The 17,161-nt window shown below is 54.4% G+C and carries 22 protein-coding genes and 1 riboswitch; of the genes, 11 read left to right on the forward strand and 11 right to left on the reverse strand.

The features are described from left to right. Position 1: 1 nt before the first annotated feature. Positions 2–580, reverse strand: coding sequence for a cold-shock protein (locus tag HGO37_RS23225; RefSeq protein WP_192491034.1), 579 nt, complete (start codon positions 578–580; stop codon positions 2–4). A gap of 191 nt (positions 581–771) precedes the next feature. Here HGO37_RS23225 and gloA point away from each other — a divergent pair, with 191 nt between their 5' ends. From gloA to HGO37_RS23240, 3 genes are all read left to right on the forward strand, one after another. After that, a complete protein-coding gene (gloA, locus tag HGO37_RS23230) occupies positions 772–1,212 on the forward strand; it encodes a lactoylglutathione lyase (RefSeq protein ID WP_250985444.1) in 441 nt (146 codons plus the stop codon). Positions 1,213–1,453: 241 nt separating this feature from the next. After that, the gene (locus HGO37_RS23235; RefSeq protein WP_250985445.1) at positions 1,454–2,755 is read left to right on the forward strand and encodes a YcbK family protein; all 1,302 of its coding nucleotides are present in this window, start codon (positions 1,454–1,456) and stop codon (positions 2,753–2,755) included. A 14-nt stretch (positions 2,756–2,769) separates the two neighbouring features. Continuing rightward, a complete protein-coding gene (locus HGO37_RS23240; RefSeq protein WP_250985446.1) occupies positions 2,770–3,162 on the forward strand; it encodes a hypothetical protein in 393 nt (130 codons plus the stop codon). 303 nt (positions 3,163–3,465) lie between these two features. Here the strand turns inward: HGO37_RS23240 and HGO37_RS23245 are convergent, their stop codons facing one another. Together HGO37_RS23245 and HGO37_RS23250 are read right to left on the reverse strand one after the other, a co-directional pair. Next, entirely contained in the window at positions 3,466–3,864 is a 399-nt protein-coding gene (locus HGO37_RS23245) for a DUF6180 family protein (protein ID WP_250985447.1), read from the reverse strand. 134 nt (positions 3,865–3,998) lie between these two features. Then, positions 3,999–4,604, reverse strand: coding sequence for a TetR/AcrR family transcriptional regulator (locus HGO37_RS23250; RefSeq protein ID WP_250985448.1), 606 nt, complete (start codon positions 4,602–4,604; stop codon positions 3,999–4,001). Positions 4,605–4,690: 86 nt separating this feature from the next. On the opposite strand from HGO37_RS23250, the gene HGO37_RS23255 reads away from it, so the two are divergent. After that, on the forward strand, positions 4,691–5,317 hold the full coding sequence (locus HGO37_RS23255; RefSeq protein ID WP_250985449.1) for an NAD(P)H-dependent oxidoreductase: 627 nt from the start codon (positions 4,691–4,693) through the stop codon (positions 5,315–5,317). 58 nt (positions 5,318–5,375) lie between these two features. On the opposite strand, the gene HGO37_RS23260 is transcribed toward HGO37_RS23255, so the two are convergent. Continuing rightward, positions 5,376–5,747, reverse strand: a complete 372-nt coding sequence (locus HGO37_RS23260; protein ID WP_250985450.1) for a VOC family protein — start codon at positions 5,745–5,747, stop codon at positions 5,376–5,378. Positions 5,748–5,820: 73 nt separating this feature from the next. On the opposite strand from HGO37_RS23260, the gene HGO37_RS23265 reads away from it, so the two are divergent. Continuing rightward, positions 5,821–6,267: a MarR family winged helix-turn-helix transcriptional regulator gene (locus tag HGO37_RS23265; RefSeq protein WP_250985451.1), complete on the forward strand. Its 447-nt coding sequence runs from the start codon at positions 5,821–5,823 to the stop codon at positions 6,265–6,267. 659 nt (positions 6,268–6,926) lie between these two features. Here the strand turns inward: HGO37_RS23265 and HGO37_RS23270 are convergent. Then, positions 6,927–7,379, reverse strand: a complete 453-nt coding sequence (locus tag HGO37_RS23270; protein ID WP_192491024.1) for an Lrp/AsnC family transcriptional regulator — start codon at positions 7,377–7,379, stop codon at positions 6,927–6,929. Positions 7,380–7,482: 103 nt separating this feature from the next. On the opposite strand from HGO37_RS23270, the gene HGO37_RS23275 reads away from it, so the two are divergent. Both HGO37_RS23275 and HGO37_RS23280 read left to right on the forward strand, forming a co-directional pair. Continuing rightward, the gene (locus HGO37_RS23275; protein ID WP_250985452.1) at positions 7,483–8,106 is read left to right on the forward strand and encodes a LysE family translocator; all 624 of its coding nucleotides are present in this window, start codon (positions 7,483–7,485) and stop codon (positions 8,104–8,106) included. A 730-nt stretch (positions 8,107–8,836) separates the two neighbouring features. Further along, positions 8,837–8,936: riboswitch (yybP-ykoY riboswitch) on the forward strand. Between the two features lie 75 nt (positions 8,937–9,011). Further along, positions 9,012–9,578, forward strand: coding sequence for a manganese efflux pump MntP (locus HGO37_RS23280; RefSeq protein ID WP_250985453.1), 567 nt, complete (start codon positions 9,012–9,014; stop codon positions 9,576–9,578). Positions 9,579–9,613: 35 nt separating this feature from the next. Here HGO37_RS23280 and HGO37_RS23285 read toward each other — a convergent pair whose 3' ends face one another. Beyond that, positions 9,614–9,856, reverse strand: a complete 243-nt coding sequence (locus HGO37_RS23285) for a hypothetical protein (RefSeq protein WP_250985454.1) — start codon at positions 9,854–9,856, stop codon at positions 9,614–9,616. Positions 9,857–10,182: 326 nt separating this feature from the next. Between HGO37_RS23285 and HGO37_RS23290 the strand changes: the two genes are divergently transcribed. Both HGO37_RS23290 and HGO37_RS23295 read left to right on the forward strand, forming a co-directional pair. Further along, positions 10,183–10,641: a DUF6678 family protein gene (locus HGO37_RS23290; RefSeq protein ID WP_250985455.1), complete on the forward strand. Its 459-nt coding sequence runs from the start codon at positions 10,183–10,185 to the stop codon at positions 10,639–10,641. Positions 10,642–10,879: 238 nt separating this feature from the next. Then, positions 10,880–12,121 (forward strand): glycosyltransferase family 4 protein, encoded by a 1,242-nt coding sequence (locus HGO37_RS23295; protein ID WP_250985456.1) that lies wholly within the window; start codon positions 10,880–10,882, stop codon positions 12,119–12,121. A gap of 228 nt (positions 12,122–12,349) precedes the next feature. Here HGO37_RS23295 and HGO37_RS23300 read toward each other — a convergent pair whose 3' ends face one another. The 5 genes from HGO37_RS23300 to HGO37_RS23320 all read right to left on the reverse strand — a co-directional run bounded on the left by HGO37_RS23300 (position 12,350) and on the right by HGO37_RS23320 (position 15,805). Next, positions 12,350–12,847: an SMI1/KNR4 family protein gene (locus tag HGO37_RS23300; RefSeq protein ID WP_250985457.1), complete on the reverse strand. Its 498-nt coding sequence runs from the start codon at positions 12,845–12,847 to the stop codon at positions 12,350–12,352. Positions 12,848–13,904: 1,057 nt separating this feature from the next. Beyond that, positions 13,905–14,246, reverse strand: coding sequence for a ribonuclease E inhibitor RraB (locus HGO37_RS23305; RefSeq protein WP_285201133.1), 342 nt, complete (start codon positions 14,244–14,246; stop codon positions 13,905–13,907). 53 nt (positions 14,247–14,299) lie between these two features. Next, positions 14,300–14,584 carry a hypothetical protein gene (locus HGO37_RS23310; protein ID WP_250985459.1) on the reverse strand — a complete coding sequence of 95 codons (285 nt, stop codon included), beginning with the start codon at positions 14,582–14,584 and terminating at the stop codon, positions 14,300–14,302. Positions 14,585–14,897: 313 nt separating this feature from the next. Then, positions 14,898–15,398, reverse strand: a complete 501-nt coding sequence (locus HGO37_RS23315; RefSeq protein WP_250985460.1) for a hypothetical protein — start codon at positions 15,396–15,398, stop codon at positions 14,898–14,900. A gap of 32 nt (positions 15,399–15,430) precedes the next feature. Then, positions 15,431–15,805 carry a hypothetical protein gene (locus HGO37_RS23320; RefSeq protein ID WP_250985461.1) on the reverse strand — a complete coding sequence of 125 codons (375 nt, stop codon included), beginning with the start codon at positions 15,803–15,805 and terminating at the stop codon, positions 15,431–15,433. A gap of 455 nt (positions 15,806–16,260) precedes the next feature. Here HGO37_RS23320 and HGO37_RS23325 point away from each other — a divergent pair, with 455 nt between their 5' ends. Continuing rightward, complete coding sequence (locus HGO37_RS23325; protein WP_250985462.1) at positions 16,261–16,671, forward strand: hypothetical protein; 411 nt, start codon at positions 16,261–16,263, stop codon at positions 16,669–16,671. A gap of 23 nt (positions 16,672–16,694) precedes the next feature. Continuing rightward, a complete protein-coding gene (locus HGO37_RS23330) occupies positions 16,695–17,057 on the forward strand; it encodes a hypothetical protein (protein WP_250985463.1) in 363 nt (120 codons plus the stop codon). Positions 17,058–17,161 lie beyond the last annotated feature (104 nt).

A 17,161-nucleotide genomic window follows, 5' to 3' on the forward strand; every position in this document is an offset into this window, starting at 1 on the left:
CTCAGTGCGCCATGTTGATGGGGCTTGGATTGTCCGGGTGGATTTCCGCCGCCATCAGGCCTTTGTCGCCGTCACCAAAGCGAACCAGCACCACCTGACCGGGGCGAAGTTCTGCCAGGCCATAGCGGCGCAGCGTTTCCATATGAACGAAAATGTCTTCAGTGCCTTCGCCGCGCGTCAGAAAGCCAAAGCCCTTGGTGCGGTTGAACCACTTGACGATGGCGCGTTCCAGACCACTCGATGCCGTCACCTGAACATGGGTGCGCACGGGCGGGAGCTGCGAAGGATGAACGGCGGTCGACTGATCCATGGACAGAATGCGGAACGCCTGGAAGCCACGGCCGCCGCGCTGGATCAGCGCAACAATGCGGGTGCCTTCAAGAATAGTCTGGTAACCGTCGCGGCGCAGGCAGGACACGTGAAGCAAAACGTCCTGCATGCCGTTGTCTGGCACAATAAAACCAAACCCCTTGGCAACATCAAACCATTTCACAACGCCGGTGATCTCGGTCAGTTCAACCGGATCGCCCGAAAGGTCTTCGAAATCTAGTACGTTATTCGATGAAACCCTGTTCGTCATATCCTGCCAACCCCTCGATTACGCGCCATACTACGGTTAACTGATTCCTGCGGGCTAGATTAACATCTTGGTAACGGTTTAACGCAAGCCCAGTTTGGAAATTACCCATAGGTTTCTACAGGCCCGGGCTTGCCCAAAGCTGACTTTCGACGCATGTCTTGCAAGGTACCCCAACAAAGGAGGAAAACAAAATGCGATATTTGCACACCATGGTGCGTGTACGAGATTTGGATCAATCTCTGAATTTCTACTGCAATATCTTTGGTCTTGAGGAGATACGCAGAATTGAAAACGAAAAGGGCCGTTTTACCTTGGTGTTTCTTGCAGCGCGCGATGACGTGACTGTGGCCAAGGACGCAAAGGCGCCGTGCCTTGAGTTGACCTACAATTGGGATACGGAAGATTACCAGGGCGGCCGCAATTTCGGTCATCTGGCCTATGAAGTCGACAATATCTATGAGACCTGCCAGAAACTGCATGACGCTGGCGTCACGATCAACCGCCCGCCGCGTGATGGCCACATGGCCTTTGTGCGTTCGCCAGACGGCATTTCCATTGAGATATTGCAAAAAGGCGCAAGCCTGGCACCAGCCGAGCCATGGATATCTATGCAGAACACTGGCGCCTGGTAACACCGGCAAAGGCAGGCTTCCCAGGAAATCCTAGACGTCAAATGCTACTGCGATATCGGGGATAAAAATGGTAAACAAAGCCTGTATTGCGTTCCATGCGCGTCATGGGGCATAGTGCCGCCGAATCGAAAAGGCCTTTTCAGGCAGATAGTTAGCTATGCCGGATACACCTTTAAAGTGTTATCCGGCAGAAAAAACGAACTGAGCGGGGGTCTCAATATCCATGATTGAAGCAAGGAACTTGACGACTGTCTGGCGGCATAAATTGCTGGTCGCCGTCTCGCTTCTGGCGTTGTCTGGCTGCGTTTCTGCGGTCACCGAAGACGGCGATACGGCGTCACTTTCACCCTCCGTCAATGCCGCAACGGCACTGAACAAGGGCGACACCAATACAACTGCCAATAATAATGCCGCCACGGGCAAGGCTGTTGCCGCCAATGGCGATTATGTTGACCCGGCGCTGGTTGCGTCTGGTGGCGCACAGCAGGCAAGTGCACCGCAAATGGCAGAAGGTCAGCAGATGAACGAAGCGCGGCCGGATCTGGCCAGCGCCGTTCACCAGTCCACATCCATTTCCGCCGGCAATACCAGCATTTTCGCCAATAATGCGGCACCTGTGCAGGACATGCCCGTGGCAGGCGAGACAGGCGTCAGCGCGCCTGACACCGCTTACGTGCCGGTACCGGGCGTAAACCCGTCACTTTCAAGCGTTTATTCGGCGCCGGCACCAGTTAAACCGCCGATTGCCGAAGTGCAGCCACAGACGCTGGAGGCGCAGGCCGCCACGATGAATGCCGCAGCAGCCGCCAACGCGGCCCCTGCGCAGACCGCAGCACCACAGGCCACATTGACCGCGCCAACGCCGCCGGTCGCGGCCAGCACAACGGCAAAAAGTGATGAAACACCAACAGGCAAATCCGGCATGACGCTTGCGGCATTTTTTGCCGGCGCTGCCAAAAAGCGCACGGGCAAAGCCGCAGACGGCGAACAGTCCGGAGAAAAGGCAGCCGGTGTGGAAGTGGCGCAACTGCCAACCAACACCGCCACTGATATATCCCAGATGGGCATTGCCTTGCAGGGCCGCGCCACCATGGGTGACGAATTTGACGACGAACATCTGGAAGAAGATGACGCACCGGCCGGCCTGATGAAGCTGGCCTCGCTGTCCGGCCTGACGCGTGTTGCCCCCAATGGACTGGTTCTGCAGACCGAAAAGGTCAATGTCGGCTGTTTCAAGCCGGAACTGGTGCAGATGATCAACGCGGTGGAAAACCACTATAAAGAAAAGGCCATCGTCACCTCAGGTTACCGCCCGCCCAAGGGTGGCGTGCGCCAGGGTTCCAAACACCACACCTGTGAAGCCGCCGATATCCAGATCAAGGGCGTTTCCAAGTGGGAACTGGCCAACTACCTGCGTTCGCTGCCAAACCGTGGCGGCGTTGGCACCTACTGCCACACCGAATCCGTACACATGGACATTGGCGAAGCACGTGACTGGAACTGGCGCTGCCGCAGAACGACCGCCACAGCCAAAAAGGGCTGATCGGGTTTCAACGATTGCAAAAGCTTGAAAGAGCGGGGTTTACCCGCTCTTTTGTTTTGGTGTGGTTTGTTACAGTCGGGCTTAAAAGTGTTGATGAGGGGTTCATGCATCTTGTTGCGATGAAAATATCCGGCAACGTGTTCCGGCTTGAAGAAACGCCATGGGACTATCACAACAATCTGCGGCCCTCGGCTTCGGTCGTTGGTGGTTGCACCATGTGCGAAGTGGTCCTGCAAGTCCCCGATGGCGTCATCACAAAGACACCCCAACCAGCTCATTTGCACTTTAGCAGGCTTGTGCAATTTGAAGAGCCCTGTACGGAGATCGATCTCTACGACGGCCCAAAACTGATCATGAAATTCCGGCCTTCAAGCCCGACAGATATCCAGATACAGACAGAAAAATAAGGACGAGGCAGTTCGAAGTTGATGGCAGTGTCCACTCTCTCACGCCTCGTTCATTTTCGCGTTTAGCCAACTGCAGCCGCGGCTAATCAATTCCGGCACATCCGAATCCCACGCGCGCCTCATCCTCGTCCTCGGGCAAGCCCGACGACGAGGATGAGGGGCGCGTGGGGCTGATAACAGTGTCCACTTCATGGCACCTCAGTCATTTTCACGGCTGCGGTTTACCGCTTCATGAGCAGGGCGCAGGTCCGAACAACCACCACCCCGTCGCGCTGTATTGCGCGACGGCACTATGGCACCAACCTAGTTGGCGGCCGCCTTCAACTCCTCATGCACATTGTCTGCGAAGTTGCCGAGTGCGCCTTTCTGTTGGCTGTAATCAATACCCTGCACCACGCTGACGGTAATATCCTCTACCGAAATGCACTGCACGACAAAGGCACCTTTGCCTTTAAGGCCGCCACTGACGAGAACCAGTTGGCCGGGGAAGTTTTGCGAACCGACATTCAACCCAACCTTCTGTGCCGCAGCCGCTACCACGGACCCGCAGGTCTCAATGCTGAGTTTTTCAGAGGGCGTGCGTTCGACATGGTAGGCCAGATGAAAATCATCATTCTGCGCATGGGCGGGAGCAGTCATGAAAAGCAGGCTGGCGGCTGAGGACAACACAGCTGCCGAAAATAACGTGGACGATGGACGCACAGGATAGTCTCCATGAACATTAAACTTCACCGCGCCTTTTGGCGGGCACGACAAGGTGGCAATTCATTTGATCAGGGAATGGTTGCAACCACAGCTGAAAAATCTGCGCTTCGCACAGCAGTCAGTTGTCGTTACTATCCTTGTGGCGCAGGCTCACGCCGGATCATGTTCATGATCGTGTGACGCAACTCATCAAGCGCCTGCTGTTTGGAAATTTCGCCATAGGCCGTTGCCGTCGACAGGGCGTCAGCCGCCCCCATCATGCCCCACAGGGCAGCAAGGGGGATGGAACCGTCTTGGCTGAAGGGTGCCAATGCCTCACGGCACTTGGTTATGAAACGGGTTTGATAGTTGCGGATCACCGCCTCCATTTCCGGCGAACCGACAAGTGCGGCGGCAACGCCTGGAATTTCCTGACCCTGCGTCAACACACAGTCTACATAGGCATTGGCAATGACACTGGCGCGGTCGGCCAAGGTGGCCGGGCAGGTGGACAGGCCGCTGTCCATCAACTCCGACTGGCGAATATCGTAATCTCGGTACAGCGCGGCCAGCAGCGCATTGCGCGTCTCGAAGTGATCATAGACCACAGGCTTCGACACGCCGGCTTCTTCCGCCAGACGGCCAAGCGTCAGACTGTCGGTTCCGGCCTGCAACACCAGATGCCGTGCCGTTTCAATAAGCTGCGTGTGCCGCTCATCGCGTGACAATCTTCGCCGGGGTGACGCTGTTTCCTGCATACTTGACAATCAACCTACCAATAGTAACCTACTATGAGTATATATCGAGCTCCCACTCGATTCAACTCATGCAACAAGGTTATCTCATGCACTCCCTCATTGTCACGGCTCAACCGGAACCGAATGCCTATACCCACGCTGTTGCCCGCGAAGTCATTGCCGGTATCAAGGCCACACCTGATCACACATATGAACTGCTTGATCTCGCAACAAGCGGCTTCGACGCAACGTTCAACACCGCCGACTATGCCGTGTTTCGCGAAAATGCCACGCCGCCGGATGATGTCCTGGCAGAACAGGTAAGGATCGATCGCGCCGATGCGCTGATCCTGATCTATCCGGTATTCTGGTGGACCATGCCAGCCGTGATGAAAGGCTGGATCGACCGGGTGTTTACACAAGGCTGGGCCTATTTCGACGAAAGCGGCAAGGACACCATCCGTCTGCTCAACCGCTTGTCCGTGCAGACCATTGCGATTGGCGGCGCAACAGAGCGCACCTATCAGCATCGCGGATATTCGCAGGCCATGAAAACCCAGATCGATCAGGGTATTTTCGGCTACATCGGTGCCCGGGTAATCGGCACGGAACTGATATTGCCGCTGGACACAGCCTCGTCGCAAGCGGGCCTTGTCAGGGCATTGCAGATTGGCAGCCACATTGCCAGCGCCCACCAGCACTCCATTGCGACAGAAGTCCGCGCCGAGGCATAACTAGGCGAGTAAATCGAAGCGCCCATCTACGCAGATGGGCGCTTCGTTAGCGTTCAGTTCAAATCGGCAAAACCGTATGGGCGGTGATCGTGTAGCCAAACGGGTCGACAAAAGCGAAGTATCGCCCGAACGGCCCGTCCTTCGGGGCAAAGGCAATCTCCACACCCTTGGCCTGCAAATGCGCATGCAGTGCATCGGCATCATCGCAACCGAACCAGATAGCGATGCCAACACCGAGTTTTTCGCCATCATCAAACGCTTCGATTGGCGTACGCACCGCAAAGGCAATGGGTTTTGTGTCAAACACCACAGCGCCCGGCGGTGCTTTGGGCGAAGGCGTCAGGCCAACCACATCACGATAAAAGGTGAGGGCGCCATCCAGATCTTTCGTCTGGATGCCAATGAAGTCGGGTCCAATCAGTTTCGGCATCTCTATCTTTCCTTTTTCAATACCATCCGATATTATCAGGGTGCTGATATCTAGATAATATAAGGGCCCTGATATGTCCAGCCTGATAAACCCGCCTGTCGGCGATACCTATCGTTCACTTGGTTATGCCTTGAAGCGCGCCCAGCAGGCGTTGCGCGGCCGACTTGATACGGCGCTGCGCGACATTGGGCTGACGACACCGCAATATTCTGTTCTGGCCGGGCTCGAAAAAAGCAGCGGCCTGTCCAATGCCGACCTGGCGCGCCGCGCCTTCGTGACACCGCAAACCATGCAGGCCATCATCGTCACGCTCGAAAAGGCCGGTCTCATCAAACGGGTGGCACATCCGGACAATGGCAGAATCCTGACCACCGAATTGACAGACGACGGGCGGTTGGCCGTGCGAGCAGCCCACGAAATTGCCGCCAATGCCGAAACGGACGTGCGCAACGCCGTGGCACCTGACGACCCTGATGTTATCTACGCCGCACTGCTGCGCATTGCCGAGGCAATGCGCTGATTGTTTTCGTTGATTAGACGGGGAAGGACGGGAATTCGGAGTGGATGGCAGTGCGCACTTTCTGCCTCATGCATTTTCTAAGGTTGAAGCGTCACTATCCGAAAGCCGGTAGCGATTGGAAAACCAACCTATCCACGTCATCCTCGCCCCTGTGGCGAGGATCTAAGCCGGCACCAAATATGCAACGTGATTAGATTCTCGGGACAAGCCCGAGAATGACGACGGAGAGGAAGCGACCTCAAACCCTCTCAAACCCAGTACCGGAACCTTCACGAGGAACGAATGGCGCACCCGCAATCCCCCTCATCCTCGTGCTTGTCACGGGGATCCAGGCCAGCCCCAGTCTAGGGGCTGAAAAGACTCTTCCTTCGCGCAGATGCGCTCAACTGGACCCCTGTGACGGGCACAGGGGTGAGGGCGGTTGGGGCTGATGGTAGTGCGTACTCTCTGACGCCTATTCCTTTTTCGTGGACATAACGTCGGTGTTCGAAAGCCGGTAGCGACTGGAAAACCAACCTATCCACGTCATCCTCTCTGCGGTAGTGAGGATCTAAGCCCGCGCCAAATACGCGACGTGACTAGATTCTAGGGAAAGCCGAGAATGACGACGGAGAAATGCTTTAGCGACGGTGCCAAGCACGCCACCAAGCGCCTTTGCTCTAAATCGGAAATGGCCGGCTGGGGATGACATTTTTCATTACCAGCGTGGAGTTGAGCCGCATAACATGCGGCAGGCCGAGCAGGCTTTTGTCATAAAGCCGCTGGAAAGCCGCAAGGTCCTTGGCAACCACATGCAGCATATAGTCAGGCTCGCCAAACAGCCGCTGTGCCTGCACGATCTCAGGCACCTTCAGCAGCGCCGCCTCAAAGGCCGATACGCTGTCTTTGCTCGCCTCGCGCAGCGTTGCATAAACAATAGCTGAAAATCCGATGCCGAGTTTCAACGGATCCACCGTCGCCCGGTAGTCGGTTATCACGCCAGCTTCTTCCAGCGCCCGTAGCCGTCGGTGGCAAGGAGACAGGCTAAGGCCAACGCGATCTGCCAGTTCCGTAGCAGAAATGCGTCCCTCTTTTTGCAATATTGCGATTATCTTGCGATCTGTAGCATCCATGGGGGATATTCTGCCTCAACATGGCTGTGTTTGGCAAGAAATAGGGAGCACCTTCTCAAACAAATCTCATACATCTCGCTCGCCGCAACGGAGAAGAGATGAAATGGAAATTGGTCTGCTTGGTGCTTTCTGGGCCTTGTCATTGTCGCTGGTTCTGACACCAGGTGCAGACTGGGCCTATGCGATTTCGGCGGGCATGCGCAACCGCGCCATAGCACCTGCCGTCAGTGGCATGGTGCTGGGTTATGTCGCCATTACCGCCGTGGTGGCAGCCGGTGTTGGCACCATTGTCGCCAGTGTGCCGTTGATGCTGACAGCCCTGACGCTGTTAGGCTCCGCCTATCTGCTTTATCTCGGCGTGGGTGTTTTTCTCAACCCACCAGTGCCGCAAGCCACAGAGTCTGACATTGCCTCATGGTCCAACTGGCTCATTCGTGGCTTTGGTGTCAGCGGCGTGAACCCCAAGGCACTGCTGCTGTTTCTGGCCATCCTGCCGCAATTCACCAGCCAGACCGCCACCTGGCCCATCTCCGGCCAGATCGCAGCGCTCGGCCTTGCCCATATCGTCAATTGCGCTGTCATCTATACGGCAGTGTCGGCCAGTTCCCGTGCGGTGCTGCGCACTCGGCCGCGTGTTGCCCGGCTGGTCAGTAAAACATCGGGTGCGGCAATGATCACCATCGCGCTGCTGCTGATCATGGAACAGGTCATTCAGTTCACGGCGTGACGGTGTGGTGGCTAAGGCCCGGAAAACAGGCAGGTCAATGCACGGAGGTCGTGCATAGTGCTGAGGTCTCGAATCCACCCCTCACTTGCGATTTCTAACACTTGGCACCTTCGTACCAAGATGTTGAAATCGCTTTCTCTCCCACAAGGGTAGAGATGGGTGGGTGCCGCGCCCATCCAGCAAGCCATCACTGCTGAGACGGATGAGGAGCCCAATCTAATGCAATTTTATTGAGATGGTACAAGACGGCGCCGCTTGGCACCCCTTACCTCTACCCTTGTGGGAGAGGAAGAAAAATCATGGTCTTGGCTTCAGCCAAGTCATAGATTTTTCAGGTGAGGGGTTATGTGCTGCACAACGCTCATGGTTTGACGCCGCCGGCGAAACACCCGACTCTCATGCCTCGTCCTCGGGCTTGACCCGAGGGGAGGCCACAGGCATCCAGCCAGCCCCAGTACTGGGGCTGGAAAGACATCTTCCGTCACACAGACGCGTGACGACTAGATTCCCGCAACGAGTGCGAGAATGAGGGCGGTTGGAGTGCCGGGCGCGCATAACGATAAGACATCGAACCAACCACCGCCCCAACCCATGTTCCCCACCCACAATTGAGAATGCTTCCGAACTGCACAAAACACTTCTGATTGCAGTTGCAAGTCATTGTTATCTAGAGATATTTCACGTATTTCTCACAGAGTTCACATTGACAGATCAAGGGCAGTTTTTTAAACACCGGCGCATCGGGGAGTAGTCACCGCTGAGGTTCAGCGGGAGTGCGTCAACATACTCGTGCAGCAGCACGTGGCGTACTCAGTCGATTAATTCGGCTCAACGAGACCGTGGCTGAGATCTGCCATATCGGACGGGCAGATGACGCCCGGGGTCTATGTCCGCGAGGTCTTGTTATGTCTATCATGGCAATCATCCTGCTATCCATCAGCATGTCCATGGACGCCTTTGCCGTGTCCGTGGGGCGTGGCGCGGCACTCGGCCGCCCGCCATTCAGGGAAGCGTTGCGCACCGGCATCGTGTTTGGTGTCGTGGAAGCCATCACGCCGTTGATCGGCTGGGCAGCTGGCGTTGCCGCTGCCGCCTATATCTCCACCATCGACCATTGGGTGGCATTTGTGCTGCTGGGTGCCGTTGGCCTCAATATGATCTATTCCGCACTGAAGGGGGACGAGCAGGACGAACGATCCACCTTCAAGGCATCCTTCTTGGTGCTGGTCGCAACCGCCATAGGAACCAGCCTTGATGCCATGGCCGTTGGTGTGTCGCTTGCTTTCCTTGATGTGAACATTGCCGTCATCGCCCTCGGCATTGGCCTTGCGACCTTCGTGTTCGCCTCAGGCGGCATCATGGTCGGTCGTTTGCTGGGTGAACGGTTTGGCCGTTATGCCGAAGGCATTGCCGGCATCGTGCTGATTGGCCTTGGTTCGTCTATCCTCTACGAACATCTGATGGCGGCTTAAACCGCCATCCAGCACTGCTTTGAGGTGGTTTTCATCTATCTATCGGTTGAATAACCGCTTGAAGAAACTGGCACAAAATCTTGTTTTACAATATTAATTCTTCCATCGACAAAAGCAATCAGCAGCGTCGCAGCAATCACGCAACGCGACAGAACCGAGACACTGCGCGATGAGGGCAGGACCGCCTTGAGTGGTGAGAGCGACCTCTGTCGACCATCCTCGGCGCGATGGCCTGCAGGACAGATGTCACCTGGTTGAGAGTATAAATCACGTTTCATGCCGACACTCACACGCAACATGGTGTTGCGACATGCAGCCTGGCACTTCTGCGAATGAGTTGCAATAGCGAAATTTGAGATCAATCGGACTTCAAACAACCCGCAGATAGCAGGGTCAGATGAGGCATATCGCTCGCAGCAGCACCGACTTCGACCGCTTTGTTTCGCGCGCCCGCAGTGCTGACACCAGGATAAAACCGAGGTTAGGGGGTAGGGGTGAGGAGAAAAGCAGTTGCTATAAGGATCAAAAATCTCGCCGATTGCAACTCTCGCGCGTTTTCGTATGATGCGTCACAACAGTACAAACGAACGCCCGGATACAGACCATGTTTTACATCGGCGGCATCAATGACGATCTGCGCGCAGAGATACACAACGCACTGACCGAGCGTGGTCTGACATCCCACATGAACGATACCAAGTGGTACAAGTTATGTACCGCTATCTATGAGGAGATGCCATTCCCACCCAGCTATTGGCACAAAGACGTCCTCTATGATGCAGAAGAACCGGAAGATCCACAATCTGTAGGCAGTTCCTACGGTGATTGGGCAAGGACACCTGAAGCGTCACTCGGACTGCACATTGAATGGCTGAAGGTAGATCCAAGATACGCACATCATAGAGGACAATTGATACCGCCAAGAATTGAAGACTGCTCAGCACAGTTCCGCGACATCCTCATTCGCCTGAACATTCCATTCACTGAAGAAGAGCACCTGTTCGTCATCCATGGCCATAGCGTCGGCGTGGAACTGCCCCGACACGTCAAAACGCCCGCTTAAGGCAAGCCAAGCCGGCAGCAAAGGAGGAGTGATCTTTAGCACCTGTAGGCAGGTTCCCGGCCGAGCCAAAGGCGTAGACGACTTCGACAGGAGATACCAAAAGTATTCGTAAAGCCAAAGCGCGCGATAACGGTATATTTATTTTCGTTTATTTTAAGCAACTTATATACATGCCCGCGCGCCATCAGTATCGTTTTGTATTCTATCTTTATTGCTAAGCGTTTCGGGGGGAAGTGCGTTGAAAATAGCAATAGTCTGCGACAACGCATCTTTCACCAAGGGCGGAGAGGCGGCCATTCCGCTGCGTTTCTTCCGCGCGTTTCGCCAACTCGGCCTGAAGCCTCAGCTTTTGTCGCATGCCAGAGTGGAGCCGGATCTTCGTGCGTCGCTGACAGCGGATGAGCTAAACGATGTCACGCTTTTCTCCGACCTCAAGCTTCAAAAGATTGTCTACCGTCTTGGCCTTTACCTGCCGGGCCGCGTGCGCGAAGCCTATACGGATCAGATCATCCGCCTCGCCACAGAGGCGAGACAGCGCAAGGAGCTTCGGCAACGCGCGAAGGCTCGTGATATCGATTGCGTATTCGTGCCGATACCTATCTCTCCCAAGGCGATCAGCTTGATCACGGATATCGGCGTTCCCGTCTTTTTCGGTCCGCTGAACGGCGTAATGGACTATCCGCCTGGCATGCGCGACAAGACCAGCGAAGCCGGAAAATATCTGATCGCAGCGGGGCGGTACATTGCGGAGCCGTTGCACTACATCTTTCCGGCAAAACGCAACGCAGCAGGCCTGTTCTACGCAAACGACCGCACACTCGCCAACCTTCCCGTGGCCACGAAGAACGTGCCTCGATTTCGCTCTTTCGACGCCACGATCGACGCTGCCAATTGGCAGAACGTGGATCGTAGCGGTGCGATTGATCCGACCCATTTCGTTTATGTCGGCCGCCTGATTGACTGGAAGGCGGTAGACCTCGCCATCGAGGCAATCCATCGGCTGGAGGGGCGGGCACGCTTGACCATCGTGGGTGAGGGGCCGGAGAGGCCACGCCTCGAAAAGCTTGCGGCAAGCGGCAAGGGGTCCATCTCCTTCGTTGGCTTCAAGGGCCACGAGGAAATTGTCGAAATTTATCAGGATACAGCCGCACTTCTGTTGCCGTCCATGCGTGAAGCGGGCGGCAATGTCTGCCTGGAAGCGCTCGCGGCCGGTGTGCCTGTCATCGCAACGCGCTGGGGTGGCGCTGAGGATGTCGTGCAGGATGGCGTCGACGGTATTCTGGTAGACCCCATCGACCGGGCAAGTTTCATTGCCGGCTTCGCGGATGCCATACAGCAGCTTATGGACGATCCCGCTCGCATACGTGTGATGGGCGAGGCTGGACGAGCACGCGTGCTGGTGAGTTACGACTGGCAAACGAAAGCGCGCCAATGTCTGCAAACCTTCGAACAGACACTTGCGGCCAAGAGTAACGCGTGAGGAATTGCACCGCTAACATCGAGGATTGCTCAGGCCTGCTCCACCATCCGTCTGAAGTTCCAGCAGCGACGGAAAACGAGTTGTGGGCATTGCCTGCAAGTTCCGGCAAGACTTCTGATACCCGCAGGACAAACCCTCATAGCTAAAGGCAGACAAATCGGGCAGGGGAAACCCTGCCCGCAATTGTGGAACGGCTAGACGCATCTGCGGCCTGCCGCAACAGCAAAATCAGTGTAGCTGATCCTTTTCATGGAACGACGTATCCAGCATCAGCCTGCGTAAGAAGTCGCAAAATGAAGAGGCAAATTTCCTATCCGAATGCGGAAAGAAAACCGCTTCTTGCCGGGGCCGCAGTACAAATACTGCATGTGCATAGGCCATAAAAATCGGCACTTCATCCTTGGCAATAAAATCAGGATAAACCACCCCATCGGACGTTTCTTCTCGCAAGATGGCAGCTATCTGGCCGAGATCTGGAAACTCATTGTAAGAAGCAATTGAAACATTCGAATTGACGTTTCTGGATAAACATCCAGCCCCTATTTCCAACAGGAACTTTTCATATATCGGCGGAAGGATATCACCGAACTCATCCTTGAAGTCAGCGATGTCTTCTGGCTCCACACGTATGAAAAAATTGCCAGCCTCATGGTCGTAGGCTGTACCGGGCTTATGCGAAAACTGCTGACACCATCCCCATATCTCGGCATATTCCTTCACATCCACAGCACCATACCCCTTATAAAGACAGCGATGAAAAATTCAGAACTGGAAATGTCATTTAATAAGAAAAATCAGTTCAGTATTTCATTGTATTAATCCACATTATGCGAAATGGTCAAACGCGCCATCAACACCAGAAACCAACGAAATCAGAATACATTTTTCTACATTATTTCAATTAACTAACCAACACTGCTAAACAGGAATGATAGAAAATTCATGTCTGACATCCACAGGTACGATAAGAGCTAAAGGGTAGGGGAGCGCCCTACTCCTGAAAACCTGGCATTTCAGTTATTCAGGTCTTCTCGACCACACCAACAAACAGCGAAACCAACGCCATAAAACAGGTCTGCATATCGGCGCGCACGACCATTCTACGCCACGCAACGGCGATCAAGAATGGTCTGAACATCATCAGCTTAGTGTCATGCGAACACGCATCGGAAACGCACAGACAACGCCGTACAAAGCGACGAGCCGATACGAACGCGGCGATACTCAATCAACGACCAAATGCGCGCATGCGGCTGGCTGGTCGAGCCCGCAATTGCTCTCAGCGCTGGCCAGCCAAGCCTGGTGGCTGCATGGCAGATGTATGACTTTCGTATTGATGATTTGACTGAGAGTATGCCAGACCTGTTGCTTGTCGCGCATTCAAGACCATCTGCAGGATGTTGGTATAGATCGGCTCATTCATCATCGTTGGTTTGGAAAGCTCATCGAGGCTGATGTAGCGTATCGTCGCATCGCAATGAACATTGGCTCAACACAGCGCAGCGCGTCGTAGCGCGTTGCGGAGGATGACACAGCAGGAACGGCGACACTCAGCAAAGCATATGGCAGTCAGCAAACCCACAGCGTAAGACAGGCAACATCCAAAGCGTCCAAGACCAGGTTTTCAGGCATTCTGGGCTATTACCCGATACGAATAAGTTCCATAATATATCTTATGCGATTTATATGTGGGCTTGGGCGGGCTCAAGAATGAAGCGCCTCCCTCGCGAATAATCACATGCAAGGAAGCCACTAAGGAACGCGACGTCAAAGTGTCCAACGTTCAATCCTCAACTGCAAAACATCCCCAACCGTCTTTCTCACCGCCGAACGGAGCTGCCGCGTCTTCTAGGAACATTTCCACTTCCGTGATCTCTTTATGGTCCGGAAGCATCATTCGACTGCCAGCTACATCCCAGGCAAATCCAGGCGTGCCTTCCTCAAAAAGCTTTATTTTGACACGGTCAAATTTCGAACTGACGACCTCTGCAAATCGTGTCGCTGATTTTTCATCCGGAAATATGATCTGGAAATCAAGTGTCCGTGGCGCGGACAGATTGTCTCCGTCTGCCACCAATCTGCGCAGGACATCGCCGTTAACGTCGTCTGGAATGTCATGTTGCATGTTAAACCCTTGCCTTGAAAATCACCCCGAATTCGCGCGCCATGCTTTCGATATCACTGGTTCCGTTCAAAGCTTTTGGTCACGACGATTTCGCCGACAATCGCAGCATTGAATTTTTCGAGATCTTCCGCCGGTATCCAGTATTCCTTCAACGCCTGGCCGCCAGCCTCTTGCGGAGCATAGGCGGAAAGAAACGCAGCCTGAACGTCAAAACGTGTGACATAGCCCGCGCCATCTCGACCGACATTCCAATCCCGCGCAATACGAATGGCATAATCCTCGGTCAGCACAGGATAAAAGATCGGCTGATCAGGCAAACGTGGCGGAAACGCCGTCATGCCACTCTGCCTGATCAAATCCAGTTCAACGGGACCCACAGGCCTCCACAATGTCACAGTATCCACTCAACACCTCAGTGTAAAAAATATTCAATTTCAACGAATTGCGACCACATCCTACAGTGAATATGAGAATTTTTCTTGCCCGTTGGTGCCTACAGTGCATGAACGGGCAGCTACACGGTTATACTCCCAATCCCTGCCCCAAAAATCACAGCACCTGTATTAAAGCCTGCGCCGCAAGGACCAATCTTTGCGGCGCAGAATGGTGAGTGGCCAACCGTTCTTGAACGGCGAGCGCATGAGACGACGGTTACAGCTTCTGTTCGAGCTTTGTTGTCAGCGCCTTTGTGCGCGGCTGGATATCATCAACATTCGTGAATGGCTTCCAGTTCACGGTCAAAACACCGTCATCGAATGAAACACCGTCTGCGTAGTTCGAAGCCGGCGCTGACGCCTCGTCATAGTGGATGACGATCGATTTCAGTTTTTCCTGCAGCGCGTCCTTGCCGATGTCGCTCGAAGCAATGTCCGTAAGAGACTGGATCAGAGGATCGATGATGGTTTTACGGAGATAGTCATCGCTTGCATATGATTCCGCCAAGCCTGGCAGCGCCAGGCTTTTCTGATCAAGAGTGACGGGCACCGCAAACCCTGCCGCAGTCTGGATTGCCTTCTCCAAAGACGGCCATGTCTCCTTGGCGTAGGCCGCAATGGCACGGCGCTCCGCCAAGCCCGCTTCCTGTGCATGAGATGCACCCGGCACAAGTAGGAGCAGCACGCCAGCCATCAGTGCAGAGCGAAAATTCGACATGATCTATCCTTTCGATGATATATTGCTTGTAGTTATTCGCAGTTTGCGAGGTCGCGCTTGACCGAGATTGCAGCGATGCGGATCCGTGATTCAGCGATTTTCCTCGCATCCGCATCACGCGCATCAAGCCCGCCGATATAGCCCTTCAGCTCGCGTGCGATGCCCGTCGCGGCAAGTCGGCAACTGATATCGATGCGTTTATCTTTCCCCATCGGGTCCAATACGCCGGAAAGCCTCAGAAGCTGACGTTTGTCGCCTTTCTCGTAATGAGATTTCGCCTCGGCACGCAACGCGGCCAATCCCTCACCTGTCGGCGTATAAGCCTCACCAGCCGCATGGCCCGGCGCCCAGCATGAACTCGCGGCGCAGAAACCAAAGACGTACAAAATCACCCGCATTCCAGGCATGACACCCATTCCCCGCTACGCATAAAACACGTTAAAGTAGATGTATACATTGCCACCCATACCGAACGCTCACAAAAAGCACAACTGTCACGGACGCCTCTTTCACTCGCCTTGACGCCGGGATTTCCGGCATGAAGACCCCGGTATCAAGACGTGCCTCTCAAGATTTCGCCTTGGCGGTCAGGCATCAACAGCAGTGGTTTTGGCCATATTTTCCGAGACATAAGCACGAAAATTGATACGCAACCATGACGTTAATCAAAAACGAAACAACGTACCAAAAGTATTGAATTTGCCCAAAATTTAAGCCATAAGCCGCCAATAGTGCAAAAAAGCTGTTACAACTGATCTTTGGTTTGCAAAAACAGACGGCAACACGGTGAAAAGCACAGTGATGAATGTGGAAGAGGCAACGTCGATCTCGCTTGACGAGGCCTAGACATAGGTGTCGACATATGACCGAAAATACTTTTCAAACGCCAGTCTTTGCCCTGTCTGTTTTACTGTCGATTGTGGCTTCGTTATCCGGCGCTGCCGCGCAAGGAACAGCGGATTCCGCCTATTTGGAGCGGCGAAACGATCACGGTATAGTTGTATATTGCAGTGGCAAGGGTTTGCTGGACCCAGATGCGGAGCAGTTTTTCAAGGTTGGCACGGATGAGATTTTTGGCGAAGTCGAAAACACGCCCGAAGCCGAGCTGCATGAGCAGAAGGGCCGCGAGGGGATTTCCTATCTTCAGGGCGACGAACAGTCACTAACAGATCTGGCTGCGGCAAATGGCGTTAGCGTCGATGAGGTCTGCGGCCAGTACCGGGGCCAAATCACCCTTGGACGCATGATGGCAAAAAACAAAGCCGGCAAATAATCGATACAGGAAGAGGATACTCGATGATAAACCGTTACCTGGCACTTCTCTCGGCAGCAACTGTACCGCTCGTGATGCTGGCATCGGCTGCATCTGCGGATGAAACGCAGCAATTGTACAACAGCTCGCGAAACCAGCTTGGCCTGATCAAATATTGCGTTGAGCAAGGCCACCTGAGCGACGATACAGTGAAAGCCTACCAGAATATCGTAAGCGTTCTGCCTACCCCTGCTAGCACCACGGAAGGTGACGCGTATGAAGCGGAAGGCGCTAAGGGAAACAGCTTTGACGGCAGTTCCGGCGTGTCGATGGAAGATATTGCACAGGGAACCGGAATGACGGTTGCCGACCGCTGTGCTTCGTTTGAAGCACTGACGAAGCAATAACCCAATCTGAGACGTAACAGGGTTAACCTCGAAGGTCTCGGCTCTCACCAGCCGGGACTTTCTTTTTGAAGGCGCGCTCCCGTTTGCGGCCTCACAATAGCCTT

It is taken from the genome of Rhizobium sp. CG4, from assembly GCF_023701965.1.
Classification (GTDB): Bacteria; Pseudomonadota; Alphaproteobacteria; order Rhizobiales; family Rhizobiaceae; genus Agrobacterium.

Excerpts from the sequence above, each read along its gene's own strand:
- HGO37_RS23225 (WP_192491034.1), bottom strand. The coding sequence starts at position 580 with ATGACGAACAGGGTTTCATCGAATAACGTACTAGATTTCGAAGACCTT.
- gloA (WP_250985444.1), top strand. The coding sequence starts at position 772 with ATGCGATATTTGCACACCATGGTGCGTGTACGAGATTTGGATCAATCT.
- HGO37_RS23250 (WP_250985448.1), bottom strand. The coding sequence starts at position 4,604 with ATGCAGGAAACAGCGTCACCCCGGCGAAGATTGTCACGCGATGAGCGG.
- HGO37_RS23255 (WP_250985449.1), top strand. The coding sequence starts at position 4,691 with ATGCACTCCCTCATTGTCACGGCTCAACCGGAACCGAATGCCTATACC.
- HGO37_RS23260 (WP_250985450.1), bottom strand. The coding sequence starts at position 5,747 with ATGCCGAAACTGATTGGACCCGACTTCATTGGCATCCAGACGAAAGAT.
- HGO37_RS23265 (WP_250985451.1), top strand. The coding sequence starts at position 5,821 with ATGTCCAGCCTGATAAACCCGCCTGTCGGCGATACCTATCGTTCACTT.
- HGO37_RS23270 (WP_192491024.1), bottom strand. The coding sequence starts at position 7,379 with ATGGATGCTACAGATCGCAAGATAATCGCAATATTGCAAAAAGAGGGA.
- HGO37_RS23275 (WP_250985452.1), top strand. The coding sequence starts at position 7,483 with ATGGAAATTGGTCTGCTTGGTGCTTTCTGGGCCTTGTCATTGTCGCTG.
- HGO37_RS23280 (WP_250985453.1), top strand. The coding sequence starts at position 9,012 with ATGTCTATCATGGCAATCATCCTGCTATCCATCAGCATGTCCATGGAC.
- HGO37_RS23285 (WP_250985454.1), bottom strand. The coding sequence starts at position 9,856 with ATGAAACGTGATTTATACTCTCAACCAGGTGACATCTGTCCTGCAGGC.
- HGO37_RS23290 (WP_250985455.1), top strand. The coding sequence starts at position 10,183 with ATGTTTTACATCGGCGGCATCAATGACGATCTGCGCGCAGAGATACAC.
- HGO37_RS23305 (WP_285201133.1), bottom strand. The coding sequence starts at position 14,246 with ATGCAACATGACATTCCAGACGACGTTAACGGCGATGTCCTGCGCAGA.
- HGO37_RS23310 (WP_250985459.1), bottom strand. The coding sequence starts at position 14,584 with ATGACGGCGTTTCCGCCACGTTTGCCTGATCAGCCGATCTTTTATCCT.
- HGO37_RS23315 (WP_250985460.1), bottom strand. The coding sequence starts at position 15,398 with ATGTCGAATTTTCGCTCTGCACTGATGGCTGGCGTGCTGCTCCTACTT.
- HGO37_RS23320 (WP_250985461.1), bottom strand. The coding sequence starts at position 15,805 with ATGCCTGGAATGCGGGTGATTTTGTACGTCTTTGGTTTCTGCGCCGCG.
- HGO37_RS23325 (WP_250985462.1), top strand. The coding sequence starts at position 16,261 with ATGACCGAAAATACTTTTCAAACGCCAGTCTTTGCCCTGTCTGTTTTA.
- HGO37_RS23330 (WP_250985463.1), top strand. The coding sequence starts at position 16,695 with ATGATAAACCGTTACCTGGCACTTCTCTCGGCAGCAACTGTACCGCTC.